Source organism: Clostridium vincentii, from assembly GCF_002995745.1.
GTDB classification, from domain to species: domain Bacteria; phylum Bacillota; class Clostridia; order Clostridiales; family Clostridiaceae; genus Clostridium; species Clostridium vincentii.
The window spans coordinates 46,530-60,425 of sequence record NZ_PVXQ01000022.1; the positions used below are offsets into that span (position 1 = coordinate 46,530).

General features: G+C 29.9%; 15 protein-coding genes. 6 read left to right on the forward strand and 9 right to left on the reverse strand.

The annotated features are described in order from the left end of the window. Window positions 1-143: 143 nt before the first annotated feature. On the forward strand, window positions 144-497 hold the full coding sequence (locus CLVI_RS10660; protein ID WP_106060117.1) for a tetratricopeptide repeat protein: 354 nt from the start codon (window positions 144-146) through the stop codon (window positions 495-497). Between the two features lie 105 nt (window positions 498-602). Here CLVI_RS10660 and CLVI_RS10665 read toward each other — a convergent pair whose 3' ends face one another. Genes CLVI_RS10665 through CLVI_RS10675 form a run of 3 tightly spaced genes read right to left on the reverse strand, consistent with a single transcriptional unit; the run spans window position 603 to window position 3,570 of the window. Further along, a complete protein-coding gene (locus CLVI_RS10665; RefSeq protein WP_242980657.1) occupies window positions 603-1,661 on the reverse strand; it encodes a transglutaminase-like domain-containing protein in 1,059 nt (352 codons plus the stop codon). Between the two features lie 11 nt (window positions 1,662-1,672). Next, window positions 1,673-2,320 carry a recombination regulator RecX gene (gene recX / locus CLVI_RS10670; protein ID WP_106060118.1) on the reverse strand — a complete coding sequence of 216 codons (648 nt, stop codon included), beginning with the start codon at window positions 2,318-2,320 and terminating at the stop codon, window positions 1,673-1,675. A gap of 2 nt (window positions 2,321-2,322) precedes the next feature. Beyond that, complete coding sequence (locus CLVI_RS10675) at window positions 2,323-3,570, reverse strand: M16 family metallopeptidase (RefSeq protein WP_106060119.1); 1,248 nt, start codon at window positions 3,568-3,570, stop codon at window positions 2,323-2,325. A 168-nt stretch (window positions 3,571-3,738) separates the two neighbouring features. On the opposite strand from CLVI_RS10675, the gene CLVI_RS10680 reads away from it, so the two are divergent. Further along, window positions 3,739-4,410: a response regulator transcription factor gene (locus tag CLVI_RS10680; RefSeq protein WP_106060120.1), complete on the forward strand. Its 672-nt coding sequence runs from the start codon at window positions 3,739-3,741 to the stop codon at window positions 4,408-4,410. Next, a complete protein-coding gene (locus tag CLVI_RS10685) occupies window positions 4,410-5,939 on the forward strand; it encodes a sensor histidine kinase (RefSeq protein WP_106060121.1) in 1,530 nt (509 codons plus the stop codon). The genes CLVI_RS10680 and CLVI_RS10685 overlap by 1 nt, the downstream gene beginning before the upstream one ends. A 62-nt stretch (window positions 5,940-6,001) precedes the next feature. On the opposite strand, the gene CLVI_RS10690 is transcribed toward CLVI_RS10685, so the two are convergent. The 5 genes from CLVI_RS10690 to CLVI_RS10710 are packed head-to-tail and all read right to left on the reverse strand — an operon-like array spanning window position 6,002 to window position 10,251. Then, window positions 6,002-7,006 (reverse strand): ABC transporter substrate-binding protein, encoded by a 1,005-nt coding sequence (locus CLVI_RS10690; protein ID WP_106060122.1) that lies wholly within the window; start codon window positions 7,004-7,006, stop codon window positions 6,002-6,004. Next, a complete protein-coding gene (locus CLVI_RS10695) occupies window positions 6,987-7,769 on the reverse strand; it encodes an ABC transporter permease (protein WP_106060123.1) in 783 nt (260 codons plus the stop codon). The genes CLVI_RS10690 and CLVI_RS10695 overlap by 20 nt, the downstream gene beginning before the upstream one ends. Next, window positions 7,756-8,532, reverse strand: coding sequence for an ABC transporter ATP-binding protein (locus tag CLVI_RS10700; protein WP_106060124.1), 777 nt, complete (start codon window positions 8,530-8,532; stop codon window positions 7,756-7,758). Before CLVI_RS10700 ends, CLVI_RS10695 begins: the two co-directional genes overlap by 14 nt. Window positions 8,533-8,570: 38 nt before the next feature. After that, window positions 8,571-9,311, reverse strand: a complete 741-nt coding sequence (gene ymfI, locus CLVI_RS10705; RefSeq protein WP_106060125.1) for an elongation factor P 5-aminopentanone reductase — start codon at window positions 9,309-9,311, stop codon at window positions 8,571-8,573. 13 nt (window positions 9,312-9,324) lie between these two features. After that, window positions 9,325-10,251: a dipeptidase gene (locus tag CLVI_RS10710; protein ID WP_106060126.1), complete on the reverse strand. Its 927-nt coding sequence runs from the start codon at window positions 10,249-10,251 to the stop codon at window positions 9,325-9,327. A gap of 208 nt (window positions 10,252-10,459) precedes the next feature. Between CLVI_RS10710 and CLVI_RS10715 the strand changes: the two genes are divergently transcribed. Further along, window positions 10,460-11,098: an MBL fold metallo-hydrolase gene (locus tag CLVI_RS10715; protein ID WP_106060127.1), complete on the forward strand. Its 639-nt coding sequence runs from the start codon at window positions 10,460-10,462 to the stop codon at window positions 11,096-11,098. Window positions 11,099-11,197: 99 nt separating this feature from the next. Here CLVI_RS10715 and CLVI_RS10720 read toward each other — a convergent pair whose 3' ends face one another. Further along, complete coding sequence (locus CLVI_RS10720) at window positions 11,198-12,430, reverse strand: serine hydroxymethyltransferase (RefSeq protein WP_106060128.1); 1,233 nt, start codon at window positions 12,428-12,430, stop codon at window positions 11,198-11,200. A 130-nt stretch (window positions 12,431-12,560) separates the two neighbouring features. On the opposite strand from CLVI_RS10720, the gene CLVI_RS10725 reads away from it, so the two are divergent. Together CLVI_RS10725 and CLVI_RS10730 are read left to right on the forward strand one after the other, a co-directional pair. Further along, window positions 12,561-13,331, forward strand: coding sequence for a threonine/serine exporter family protein (locus tag CLVI_RS10725; protein ID WP_106060129.1), 771 nt, complete (start codon window positions 12,561-12,563; stop codon window positions 13,329-13,331). Beyond that, window positions 13,328-13,756 carry a threonine/serine exporter family protein gene (locus CLVI_RS10730; protein ID WP_106060130.1) on the forward strand — a complete coding sequence of 143 codons (429 nt, stop codon included), beginning with the start codon at window positions 13,328-13,330 and terminating at the stop codon, window positions 13,754-13,756. Before CLVI_RS10725 ends, CLVI_RS10730 begins: the two co-directional genes overlap by 4 nt. The last annotated feature ends 140 nt before the right edge of the window (window positions 13,757-13,896 follow it).

A 13,896-nucleotide genomic window follows, 5' to 3' on the forward strand; every position in this document is an offset into this window, starting at 1 on the left:
TTTTCAAGTTTATATTTATATTTTGAAATTATTTAAAATTTTTATATAGTAATAAGTCTAGTTTTTCATGTATATAATATAAAATCTATGTCTATAATCATAATAATATTTATAATTCAACTAGCATTAATCTGGGAGGTCTTATGAACTTTTTTACTGAAGGAAATAAACTATATAATACAAAAGACTATACACAAGCTATTGATTGTTACAAAAAAGCAATAACAGCCAAAGATAACGAGGCTTGTTCCTATTATAATTCTGGTGTTTGCTTTATTAAGTTAAAAGATTACTATAATGCAATAGCTATGATTAAAAAAGCCCTAGCATTACATAAGGATAGCAAATATTATTTTAATTTAGGCTATTGCTATGCTATGAATGAAACTACAAAAAAGGCTCTTATAAACTTTAACATTGCATGGTCTTTAAATAATGAGGACACCGATTGTGAAAAGGCAATAAATTTAATTACATCTCGTATCGGGAAAAAATAAAGTTTCGATTCTCATCGAAACTTTTTCATGCTAAAATTGCCTCTATTTCTTTTAATCAATTCTTATCTAACTGATGGTATAATTTAGGCAAAACTAGAGTCTTATTTAGAATTCTCCTGCTATACTTGTCATTTTATGCTCATTATCAAAGGTGCTATTATCAAAATAATCTCCTGCTACATAAAATGTTGGATCTACATTAATCCAAATCCCCTCATCTTCTAAATATACTTGATTCCAAGCATGGCTAACAAATTCACTTCCATTAAAACCTTCTCCTATTATAATCCTTGATTTTAAATCTATAGCCTTTGTCATTGATGTGAAAAGACAAGCGTAATCAAAACATATTCCACTTCTATCTCTAAAAGCTGGTATAGATCCACTTTCATAGCCCTTCTCCTGATTCATAACTTTTACAGCTTTATTATCATCATATTTTATGTTACTTCCCACCCAGGTATATATAGCTCTTGCTTTTTGTCTATCTGTATTTGAACTTTTAGTAATTTCATTTGCTCTATTATCTATACTAGAATTTGATGCTACTCCTTCATCTAAAGTAACTCCATTATAATATGATATTTTATTTGCTGAAACATTTTCCAATAGCCCATTTGATATATTCTTAATCTTACCTGCATCTATAAATTTCTCCATCTTATTATAAACCGTTAGATTATCTAAAACAGCTATTCGATTTGTCCCTGATGATACACTATTATACAAAGCTAATGGAATACATATTAATATAATAACAACCATTCCTCGTATAACACCAAATACGGTAGAGAAAATCATTAAAAACGGTTTGTGATTCTTAAGCTTCGTAATAGAGCTATTAAATGAAAATGAATTTATTAATCTTAATAAATTCTCAATCAACATTTTCATTGCAATAAATGCTATTATAATAGCCCCCAAATGAACTATTCCATTATTCATAATAGCGGGTAAATACTTACTTATTAGTCCACTAATTTTGCTATTTAACCAATCATAAAATCCAAGGATTATAAAAAAGGTTATTATTGTTGAGCACCCTCCTATTATAGGCATAATTGCATCTGAAATATCTGTGCTCTGCATTACAGTTTTTACTGATACTATAACCGAAACTACTATTATAACTAGACAAATTAACATCTGAATACTAATATCCATAATTTTCTCCTTTAATCTATGCCCTCTATATCATCCATATTCATAGTCTTCTTTATTACATCCTTTGCTAAGGTATAATCATATCCACGTCCAACTAAAAACCTATAAAGCTTACTAGATATTTTATATATATCCTTTTCTCTATTAACTAGCTGAGAATATTTTTTCTTCACTAATTCCAAAGCCACATCTTTTTCCTGCTCCTTATTAATGTTTGTTAAATTATCCTCTATTTCATTTGGATCTATACCCTTTCTTATTAAAGCATATTTTATTTTTTGTGATCCTTGCCGTCTAATTCTATCTTTGATATATAGTTTTATATATTCTTTATCATCTATAAAACTATATTCCTTCAAAAAGTCTACTGTGGGTAAAATAGATTCTAAATCATAGCCTTTCTCAATTAGTTTTTCCTTAATTTCCATTTCTGTTTTATAACTTCTTTCTATTATTCTAAGGGCTGTATTTTTACACTTCGATAAATTTTCTTTAAATGCTATCTTATGAAGTTTTTCTTCATCAACTTCTCCATTTACTTCTAGTTTTTCCGTATAAACAAGTTCTCCATTTACTGAAAAAGCATACACTTCATCAATATATATATTAAATCGTTCTTTATTCCTTTTTTGCACATCAATTCTTGTTATTTTACCCATTTTTACTCCTTTGAGGATGTTAAAATGTGAACTGTTGGGTCCTTTAAAACCATTTTTGATACTTCATAGATTATTCCCTTTTCTAATTTATTTAACCTTTCCATATCATTAACAAACTCAAATATATCCTCTTTCTCAAGTTCTTGATGAAGTATATAGTTACATAACTCTGATGAATCCTCTAATGTGGATATAACTGCAGTTTTATGAACTTTCTTCATTACACCTAAGTCCTTGTCTCCAATTATGATTTCTCCATCCAAAATAGAATTCAATGTTTTATCTATTGCTTTAATAGCACCATCAACATCATCATCTGCCACTGCAGTATAAATATATAAAGTCTTTATATATTTTGTTACATCCATTTGCGTATAAATATCATAAGCTAAGCCCTCTTTTTCCCGAACTTCCCTAAATAACAGAGAATTAGCGCTCTCTCCAAGTTTATGATTTAATATTCTTAATGGTAATTCATAACTTTTATCTAAATGATAGAAAGTATATAAATATACTATTGTGCTTTGCTCCATATCATTTTTAAAGCTTTGTATTGTTACATTAGCATTCTTTTCTTTTACTATTACTGGGTCCTCAACACTTAAACCTTCCCAATTCTTAAATTTAGCCTCTATAAGATCTTTAGCATCTTCATGATCTAATGATGAAACCATTGTTATTAAGCTATTTTTAGGACTATAATATTTTTTATAAAAGTTTACTATATCATCTCTTTTGAATTCTTTAATCCTCTCTTCAATGCCAGTAACATCATATTTTAAAGGACTTTCCTTAAATGCTATCTCATTTATCTTTTTAAAACTCAAATCCTCTATATCATCTTTACCAGTCCTAATTTCCGCTAGAATCACTCCGCGTTCCCTCTCCATTTCTTTTTCTTCAAAAACAGATGAAGTAATCATATCTCCAAGTAAGTCTACGGCATTTTTAAGTTCTTCTGATAGACAACTTATAGTATAAACAGTAGCACTATAATCTGTATAGGCATTATACTCTCCCCCTAGGGATTCAAGATCATCATTAAGCTCCTCATTGCTTCTTTTTTTTGTTCCTTTAAATAACATGTGTTCGATGAAATGGCTTATCCCTTTTTCCTCTATAGTCTCATATATTGACCCCACTTTAACTCCTACATTAATCGAAGCTATTTGAGTATTTTTCTTTATAGTTAAAATTTCTAATCCATTTTCTAAAATAAACTTCTTTACGTCAAAATTTAAATTTAACATTCAACATCTCCTTTTAATTTGTAGTAAGTTTAAATATAAGCTTTTTTCTACAACATTACAATATATTATTCCATTCTTCTATGTTATATCTTGCTAATGTTATATATAATAGGTTTAGGGATTCGTTTTATACTACTTTGCAATTAACCTATGAAAGGAGAAATTATTATGAAGAAAGCTATTCTTATAGTTGAAGATGAAATAAGAATACGATTTTTATTAAGGGACTATTTCCTAAAGGAAGGTTTTGTAATTTATGAAGCTGAAAATGGTTTAGCTGCTCTTAACTTATATAAAGAAAAGAAAATAGATCTTATAATTCTTGATATAATGATGCCCATTATGGATGGACTAACTGTTTTAGAAAAGATTAGGGAAGTGTCTACTCTTCCAATAATTTTACTAACTGCAAAAAGTGAAGAAGATGATAAACTTCAAGGTTATGCCTACGGTGCTGATGACTATATGACAAAACCTTTTAGTCCTAAGGTACTAGTTGCAAAAGTTAAAGCACTTTTAAAAAGAACTCGTGATGACGTAGACTCAAGCTCTCAGGAGTATAATGGACTTACAATTAACAAGCTGTCAAGAGAGGTTAAATTACATAGTGAGCCTCTATCTCTATCCCCTAAAGAGTATGAGCTTTTAGTATATTTAACTACCAATGAATCAATTGCTTTAACCCGTGATAATATATTAGACCATGTTTGGGGCATTGATTACTATGGTGACATAAGAACTGTAGATACAAACGTAAAAAGACTTAGGGAAAAATTATGCGATAAAGCTACATATATAGTAACGGTTAGAGGCAGTGGCTATAGATTTGAGGTCAGATAATGAGGATTAAACTATCTAATAAGCTCTCTAATAAACTATCTACTAGACTTTTTGCTATTACATTAGCCTTATTACTTATATTAATGGCAACTACATTAATATTCCAAGTGTTTTTCTTTCAAAAATTTTATGAAATAAAGAAGCAGCATATGCTAACAAATGAATTAACAAAATTTAGAGATCTTAATTCTTACCAATTAAATGATAACTCAGTAGTTTCAAAAGCTATGAAAAGCTTCGAGGAAAGTACCAATTCAAAAATTGCCATATTTTCCTTAAATGGAGATTTAAAATATTTATCTGATGGACAGAATAGTACCTCTGAGGATACTAAAACTTTAACTGCCTTTTGTACAGAGTTAATCAATAATAAAGATCTGCTTTATAAAGTTACCTCCAAAGATACTACTGAAACGCAAATATTTTATAATAAAAGTAGTGGTTTTAAAAAAATTGGTGTTGTAACTCCAATGTCTTTAACCTCTAAAAACGACTCTGTTGTTATATCTGTAGCCTCTATTCAACCTATTGAAGAAGCTTCAGCTGTTACTAATGAATTTTATGTTTATATTTTTATTGGGTTTATCTTTATTTCAATTCTACTCTCATTCATATATTCTAATCTCATTTCTAAGCCCCTTATTAAAATAAATAATGTAGCATTGAAAATGAGTAAAATGGAATTTACTGAAAACTGTACTGTTGAAAGACAGGATGAAATAGGTAATCTTGCAACAACTTTGAATTTTTTATCTTCTAATCTTAATGCAGCCTTACAAGATCTTAAAACAAAAAATAAAAAATTAGAAGAAGATATTGAAAAGGAACGTAATCTTGAAACTATGAGAAAAGATTTTGTTGATTCCGTAAGTCATGAATTAAAGACACCTATAGGAATTATAGAAGGTTATGCCGAAGGATTAAAGGATGGCATTGTAACTGGAGATAATGTATTAACTTACCTTGAAACAATTATTGATGAATCTAAAAAAATGGGAGTTTTAGTCTCAAATATGCTTGAACTTTCAAAATTAGAATCTGGAGTTTTAAAACCAAAACTAGAAATATTCAATATTAACAGATTAATTAATAAGGTAATTCACAAACATTGTCTTGATGCTAAAGAAAAGCAATTAGCCCTTACATTTAATCAAAATACTGATTATTCTTATGTCTTAGCTGATATTTTTCAAATGGAGCAAGTACTAACAAATTTGATGACAAATGCCATTAAGTACACTCCACTAGGAAATGATGTTATCCTATCCATTAACGAAGATGGTGCAAGATATAGAATTTCAATAATTAATACTGGCTCAAAAATAGATGATAAAAACATAGATAAGCTTTTCGATAAATTTTATAGAGTTGATAAAGCAAGACAAAGAGATACTAATAGTACAGGACTCGGATTATCTATAGTTAAAAATATCTTAGACCTTCATGAATTTGAATACTCTCTTGCAAATATAGAAAATGGCGTATGCTTTACTTATTACTTACCAAAGGAAGAATCACACGAAGATTAATATTCTCCCTGTAATAAAATATTAAAGCTCTGGAATCAATTAGATTCCAGAGCTTTAAATTATTATTTGATTATTTCTGTAAAAATATCTTTAATATCAATCTTGTTTTTAAGTATCCCTTTTTCCTCTAACCATTTAGAATAATTACTCCAGTTCTCTTCCTTTTGACTTAGGAAAGTCTCCTCATCATTTTCCATTAGAGGAAGTAATATATCTAAACTCTTCTTTTCTACCTCTGGTTCAAGTGGAAAACTTTCATTTTGAACTTCTAATAATAAATCTATAGCTTTATCAGGATTATTTTTAGTATAATCAAATCCTTTTTTTGCTGCATTTAAAAATGCCTCTATATTATCCTTATTATTACTAACTCCATCCTCACTAGCTATAAATGATAACTCATAATTACTAGGAATTTTATAATCCGTTGGATTAAAGGTAACTAACTCAATTCCTTCATCTTCTAATAAAATCTTTTCATGATTTATATAACCACCTATAATCGCATCAACTCTTTTAGTTTGTATAGCAGGCATTAAATCATATCCTACATCTATAAATTCAACCTTAGAGGGATCTCCTCCAGCTTCTGTAATCATTGCTTTTACCGTTTCTTTATCAACCTCAAAAGATGGAAACCCTACCTTTTTCCCTTCTAAGTCTTTTAAATTATTAACCCCTGAATCCTTGCGAACTATAAGTTGATTTAAAGGACTTCTAACTATTGTTCCTACGGAAACCACAGGAATATCTTCTCCTTTAGCTAAAATCACCTGTTTTGGATAGCTTATAGCTAAATCAGCTTTATTTGCTGCTACTAATTTAATTCCATCATCTGTTCCTGCTGGTGTAATTAAATTAACCTTAAGTCCTGCTTCTTCAAAATATCCTTGTTCTTCTGCCGCATATAAAAATGAATGAACTGCATTTGGATACCAATCTAAAAGAACATCCATTTCCTTTAATTCTGTATTACTATTTTCTAATTCCACCTTACTGCATGCAGTTAATACAAAACTTAACCCCATAACTGCAACTAATAACATACTAAATTTTCTTAATTTCATAATTACTCTCCTTTATTTCTTTTCTGTATCTTAGTAAAATCTTTTCTAATATAATTCCTATTGAAAATAAAAGTAATCCTAAAAATGATAGAACTAATACTCCTGCAAAAACCGAATCTGATTGTAGCATTCCTGCTACTCTTTTCACATACATACCTAGCCCCTTGTCAGCACCAAGCCATTCTCCTATGCTTGCCCCTGCAATGCTATATGTAGCCGCTATCTTGAAGCTACTTAAAAAGTTAGGTAATACTGACCTCATATGTAATTTCATGAATATCTTAGTTTTGCTTCCACCTAAGGCTTTTAGAACATCTTCTAAGTCTTTATCTACACTGTTTAAGCCATCTAGTGTACTTACAACTATAGGGAAAAAGCAAAATAATATTACTACGGCTACTTTTGACCATATAGAATATCCAAACCACATAACCATTATTGGTGATAAGGCTATTATGGGAATAGTCTGAGAAAATATTATTATTGGATATAATGTTTTTCCTACATTCTTCCAAGAATATATGGAGAAAGCACATAATATACCTATAACTACAGATATACTTAATCCAAGAACAGCTTCCCCTAAGGTAGTTAAAGAATGTGTATATAAAATTTCTTTTTGTTCCCATAATGCTACTAAAATCTTAGAAAATTTAGGTAGAATAAAATCAGGAACTTGAAAATATGGTATTAATACTTCCCAAGAGAAAAGTATTATAGAAACAAATATTAGAGGAAAAATAATATTGTTAATCTTTTTCATTCTGTTTTCCCTCCTTATTTGCCTCTAAATCGTCTAATATATTTAGAATAGATCTTTTTAATTCTATAAATTCACTTGTAAGACTCGTCTCATATGTTCTCGGTCTTTTAATATTAACATCAATAGACTTTAAATTTTTATAGGGAAGCTGGGTACAAATTAATATCCTATCAGATAAAAGTAAAGCCTCTTCAATATCATGAGTTATCATAAACACAGTATTTTTTTCCTTTTCACAAAGATCTAATAACCACTCCTGCATCTTCCGTCTTGTTAATGAATCCAAGGACGAGAAAGGCTCATCTAGTAGTAATAATGGCGGATTGTTAACTATTGCTCGTAAAAAAGAAGCCCTTTGTCTCATACCACCTGATAATTCATGAGGATAAAGCTTTTCTGTTCCCTGAAGATTAAAACTTTCAAAGTAATCTTGAGCTATTTTTCTAGCTTTTCTTTTACTATATCCGTTTAATTCCAGGCCTACAGAGGTATTATCCAGTATACTTCTCCAAGGCATTAAGCAATCCTTTTGTGGCATATACCCTATGACATTTTTTTTATTTTGATTTTCTATATTTATATTTCCCTTATTTGGTTTTAATAATCCTAAAATCAATCTGAAAAGAGTGCTCTTTCCAGTTCCACTTGGAGCTATAATTGTAACAAACTCATTTTTATCTATACTAAAGGATAGATCCTCCAATATAAGCTTATCTAGCTCTTTGTACTTAAAGGATAAATTATTAATTTCTAATGCTTTCATTAAAATTTACCAACTTTCTTTTTTTTGATTGTGCCTTATTAAATCATTCCACCATCAACTCTTAGAATTTGTCCCGTAACATACGATGATTCATTACTACATAAAAAGACTGCAACCTTTCCAATCTCGCAAGCTAAGCCAAACCTCCCCATAGGAATTTCATTTTCTAGCTCTTCTCTATCTTCTTTTGTTAAAAATGAATTCATCTTAGTATCAATGACTCCGGGAGCTATTGCATTAACTCTTATATTGGATGGAGCCATCTCCTTTGCCAAGGACTTTGTAAATGAATTAATACCACCCTTAGATGTTGAGTATAAAGTTTCACAAGAAGCTCCAACTTCTCCCCACATTGAGGAAATATTAATTATTACTCCGTCTTTACCTAACATATGAGGAAGGACATTTCTTGTTAAGTACATGGTTCCTAAAAGATTTGTGCCTATTAGTTCATCTATATCTCTTTTAGTTGAATCTAAAAATATTCCTATTTTACTTGTGGCTGCATTATTTATTAGAATATCTATTCTTCCAAAATGCTTAATTGTTTCTTCAACTATTTTCTCAGTCTCTTCAAAGGTAGACACATCTCTTTTTATTCCAATAGCAGACACACCAATTCTCTTTAGCAGATCTAAAGTTTTCTTTGCCCCTTCTTCATCCTTAGAAAAGTTAACTACTATTGATGCGCCTTCTTTTGCTAATTCTATTGCTATAGCTCTACCTATTCCTCTTGAACTCCCAGTTACTATTGCTACTTTTCCTAATAATTTACTCATATTCTTATCCTCTTTATTTCAAGTTTTCTTTAAATATTCTTAATGAATTTTTATAAAATATTTTTTCAATCTCATAATCTGTAAATCCTGTTTTAGTTAGATAATGATATAAATCTCCCATTTTTGAAGCATCTTTTATTTCCACTTCATTTTCTATTCCATCAAAATCACTTCCCAAAGAAAGTACATCTATTCCTCCAACATTTTTAATATGCTTAATATGTTTTACCATATCTTCTATAGATGTCACCTTATTTTTCCCAATAAATTCTGCGCAAAAATTAATTCCCATAACTCCACCCTTATTACTTAAAAGCTTAATCATGTCATCTGTTAAGTTCCTAGGATGGTTTGTTACTTCTCGGCTATTTGAATGAGTTACAATAAATGGATTTTTACATATACTAACTAAATCATAAAAACCTTTATCAGAAAGATGAGATGCATCTGGGACTATTCCTAGCCTTTCCATCTCTTCTACCATTTCTATTCCTAGGGGTTTTAATCCATTATTTTTATAGAAATATTGATAATTAGGATATCCTAAAGTATTTTTATGGTTCCAAGTTAATGTAATAAATCTTATTCCTTTATCATAAACCATCTGAAGATTTTCAACCTTTGCTCCTAGAACTTCACCCTCTTCAATGGATATAAATGCACCTATTTTGCCTGATTTTTCAGCATTAATTAACTCTTTAAAATTGGTGACTAATTCTATATCTGTTTTATTTTTCTCTAATTCCTGTTTAAAATTATCATACATTATCTCAAACTCTAAGGTAGGCTCTTTTCTCTCTGTTAAATTTATAAAAAAAGCAAAAACCTGTGCCAAGGCGTCTCCTTTTCTTAATTTTTGTATGTCAATTTTAAAGGTATTATTCTTTAGTCCCTGATTTTCATATAATATTCTTCCTGCAGTATCACAATGTAAATCTATATATTTCGTCTCATTTCACCTCAACTTTTTAATTATAACATATACCCATATTTTAGTTGAATAAATCTATTTAATTCCTCACAAAATCCTACAAAAAATAATTCTATGTAGAATTCTTTAGAATATACTTACTTTTTATTCCATTTGTTGAATTTTCTTCTTGTTAATGCTATAATAAACGAAAAACTATTTATAGGCGGTGAAACTAATGTGCAAAATACTTACAATTCCCTGCGGAAATGTAAACTGTTACTTACTAGACTGTGATAGCTTCGCTATTTTAATAGATACGGCAAGAGAGAAATACAGGGACTATCTAATTAAAAAACTCGAAGGATATAATATAACACTTATTATTCTAACCCATGGCCATATAGATCAAATTGGGAATACAGCATTCTTGTCCAAGCATTTTAATGCAAAAGTAGCTATGCATTCTGATGATTATAAGTTATCTAAAAATAATAGTATACATAATATTTATGTAAACTCCTTTTTAGGTAATTTTCTAAGATTTACGTCTTTAAAAGCTCTTAAAAAGGTTACAACAGAAAATTTCGAACCAGATATATTTTTCTCAGATGGCGATTCTTTAAATAAGTTTGGACTAGATGCAACGATAATTCATATTCCAGGTCATACCAAAGGTTCAATAGGTGTTCTTCTTAATAATAATGAGCTTATAGTTGGGGACACATTCATGAATGTAATATATCCAACTGAAGCTTTAATTGTAGAAGATATAGATATGTTAAGGAAAAGTGTTCTTAAAGTTAGTTTACTTAATATAAGATTGTTATATCCAGGTCATGGTAAAGAGATAACTTCCATTAAAGTTACTCTATAAAAAATGCACTACTTAAAAAGCAGTGCATCTCATAAGGCAAATCAAAGAAAATAATAGATAAGCATACTAGTCTGTTATTTTTTTTATTGCACCTAAATTCTAATAAAGTGGATGTTTATCACAAAGAGCTTCAACTTTTACTTTTAATGACTCAAAGTCTCCATCCTTATTTTTAATTGCTTCATCTATTATTTCAGCAATAACTTTCATATCTTCTTCTTTAAATCCTCTTGTTGTCACAGAAGGTGTTCCTATTCTTATTCCTGATGTAATAAATGGGCTTCTGGTCTCATTTGGAACAGTGTTTTTATTTAAAGTAACTCCTATTGAATCTAGAAGTTTCTCAGCTTCTTTACCTGTTATATCCTTGTTATTTAAATCTACAAGAATTAAATGATTATCAGTTCCTCCTGATACAAGTTTAAAACCTCTTTTTACTAATTCTTCTCCAAGAACCTTACAGTTCTTAACTACTTGAGTCATATACTCCTTAAAACTTGGATCTAATGCTTCCTTAAAACAAACTGCCTTTGCTGCAATAACATGCATTAAAGGACCACCTTGCATACCAGGAAAAATATTTTTATCTACAGCCTTAGCAAATTCTTCATTACATATTATTAATCCACCTCTAGGTCCTCTTAAAGTCTTATGAGTTGTAGATGTAACAAATTGTGCATATGGTACTGGTGATGGATGTATTCCGGCAGCTACAAGTCCAGCGATATGTGCCATATCTACCATTAAATATGCCCCAACCTCATCTGCTATTTCTCTAAACTTTTTGAAATCTAAAGTTCTAGAATATGCACTAGCTCCAGCTACTATTAACTTTGGCTTATGTTCTATAGCAAGTTTTCTTACTAAATCATAATCTATTCTTTCAGTTTTCGTGTCAACTCCATAAGAAACGAAATTATATAATTTCCCTGAAAAATTAACTGGTGATCCATGAGTTAGATGTCCGCCATGGCTTAAATCCATACCTAAAACAGTATCTCCTGGATTCAATACTGTAAAATATACAGCCATATTAGCTTGTGAACCTGAATGTGGTTGCACATTAACATGATCTCCTCCAAAAAGTTCTTTAGCTCTATCTCTTGCTATATCTTCAACTTGATCTACTACATAACATCCACCATAATATCTTTTTCCTGGATATCCTTCAGCGTATTTGTTAGTTAAACATGATCCCATAGCTTCCATTACTGCTTCACTTGTAAAGTTTTCTGATGCTATTAACTCTATTCCTTTTCTTTGTCTCTTTAATTCTTTTTCCATTAATCCGTAAATTTGTGTGTCTCCATTTTTTAAATTTTCATAATTCATATGTTTGTCACCCCTAGCAATCTTTTTAATAAAGTATACGGTTAATACCGACATTTATCAACTAGTTTTTATATAATAATCAACTTGTGTTATAATACGAAGTATATTAATTAAGATAAGGAGATATATTATGGACATGAATAAAATTCTCCACGTCGCTACTTTCGCTGGAAGAATAATGCTTGAAAGTGGTGCTGAGACCTATAGGGTAGAGGAAACTATCTGTAGAATTTGCACCTCCTATGGAATTGAAATAACAGATAGTTTTGTTACACCTACTGGTATTATGGTATCAATTTCAAACAATAAAGAAACTCTCTCTTTAATAAAAAGAGTAAATGCTAGAGATGTCGACTTAAACAAAGTCGATAAAATTAACAATTTATCTAGAGTTATTCAAGGTACTCATATTGAAATAAATGACTTTAATGAACAGCTTAAGGAAATTAATGTAGGAGATAAATATTCTTTGCCTGTTGTTCTTATTTTTGCAGGTATATGCGCGGGTATTTTCTCTACGCTTTTCGGAGGAGATGTTAAGGATTTAATCTCAGCAGGCTTAATCGGTGGTATTATGAAATTAATGTATAAAAAATTTGAACTATTAGGCCTAAATGAATTTTTTATAAATTCTATTAGTAGTGCTCTAGCTACAACTTTAGCTATCCTTATGTTCACTTTAGGCATGGCAAGTAATGTTGATAAGACCGTTATAGGTTCTATAATGTTATTAGTACCAGGTTTATCGATTACCAACGCTATTCGTGATATCATAGCTGGAGATTATTTAGCTGGCCTTATTCGAGCCTCTCAAGCTGTTTTAATTGCAGTTTCAATAGCTGTAGGTACCGGAGCTATACTAAGTATCTGGATTAATATGTTAGGAGGTTCTACTATATGATATTAGAAACTATAGCTACAACTGTAGCCTCAATCGGTTTTGGAGTTATGTTTAATATAAAAGGTAAAAATTTATTTTTCGCTGCCTTAGGTGGTGGACTAGGTTGGCTAGTTTATTCTTTGGGACTTAGTTTTGATTTTTCAGCTATAAGCTCATTATTCATAGCCTCTGTATTCTTTAGTATTTACTCTGAAGTATTTGCTAGAATTCTGAAAACTCCAGTAACAACTCTTCTGATATGTTGTCTAATTCCTTTAGTTCCTGGAGCTGGAATGTATAATGCTATGTATCAAGCCATTACATCGAATCTATCTGGGGCTATTGAGCTTGCAGTAGATACAACAGCTAGAGCTGGAACCTTATCAAGTGGTATTATACTTGTATCCACTATAACTAGACAATTTAGAAACTTAAAAACCAAATAAAGATTACATTGCAACGTAAGCGGTTAATAACTCGTCACGTTGACAGTCATTAACCGCTTATTTTCAATCCTTTTTATTTAAATAGCATTCAGCAGGAAGATTACTCCATGGAAATAGTGATTTAAATAAATCTGGATCAT

Bases quoted from the DNA above. Each gene is read 5' to 3' on its own strand.
- CLVI_RS10695 (WP_106060123.1), bottom strand. From the start codon at position 7,769: ATGAAAAAGATTAACAATATTATTTTTCCTCTAATATTTGTTTCTATA.
- CLVI_RS10665 (WP_242980657.1), bottom strand. From the start codon at position 1,661: ATGGATATTAGTATTCAGATGTTAATTTGTCTAGTTATAATAGTAGTT.
- CLVI_RS10715 (WP_106060127.1), top strand. From the start codon at position 10,460: ATGTGCAAAATACTTACAATTCCCTGCGGAAATGTAAACTGTTACTTA.
- CLVI_RS10700 (WP_106060124.1), bottom strand. From the start codon at position 8,532: ATGAAAGCATTAGAAATTAATAATTTATCCTTTAAGTACAAAGAGCTA.
- CLVI_RS10675 (WP_106060119.1), bottom strand. From the start codon at position 3,570: ATGTTAAATTTAAATTTTGACGTAAAGAAGTTTATTTTAGAAAATGGA.
- CLVI_RS10720 (WP_106060128.1), bottom strand. From the start codon at position 12,430: ATGAATTATGAAAATTTAAAAAATGGAGACACACAAATTTACGGATTA.
- ymfI (WP_106060125.1), bottom strand. From the start codon at position 9,311: ATGAGTAAATTATTAGGAAAAGTAGCAATAGTAACTGGGAGTTCAAGA.
- CLVI_RS10730 (WP_106060130.1), top strand. From the start codon at position 13,328: ATGATATTAGAAACTATAGCTACAACTGTAGCCTCAATCGGTTTTGGA.
- CLVI_RS10680 (WP_106060120.1), top strand. From the start codon at position 3,739: ATGAAGAAAGCTATTCTTATAGTTGAAGATGAAATAAGAATACGATTT.
- CLVI_RS10685 (WP_106060121.1), top strand. From the start codon at position 4,410: ATGAGGATTAAACTATCTAATAAGCTCTCTAATAAACTATCTACTAGA.
- CLVI_RS10725 (WP_106060129.1), top strand. From the start codon at position 12,561: ATGGACATGAATAAAATTCTCCACGTCGCTACTTTCGCTGGAAGAATA.
- CLVI_RS10690 (WP_106060122.1), bottom strand. From the start codon at position 7,006: ATGAAATTAAGAAAATTTAGTATGTTATTAGTTGCAGTTATGGGGTTA.
- CLVI_RS10660 (WP_106060117.1), top strand. From the start codon at position 144: ATGAACTTTTTTACTGAAGGAAATAAACTATATAATACAAAAGACTAT.
- recX (WP_106060118.1), bottom strand. From the start codon at position 2,320: ATGGGTAAAATAACAAGAATTGATGTGCAAAAAAGGAATAAAGAACGA.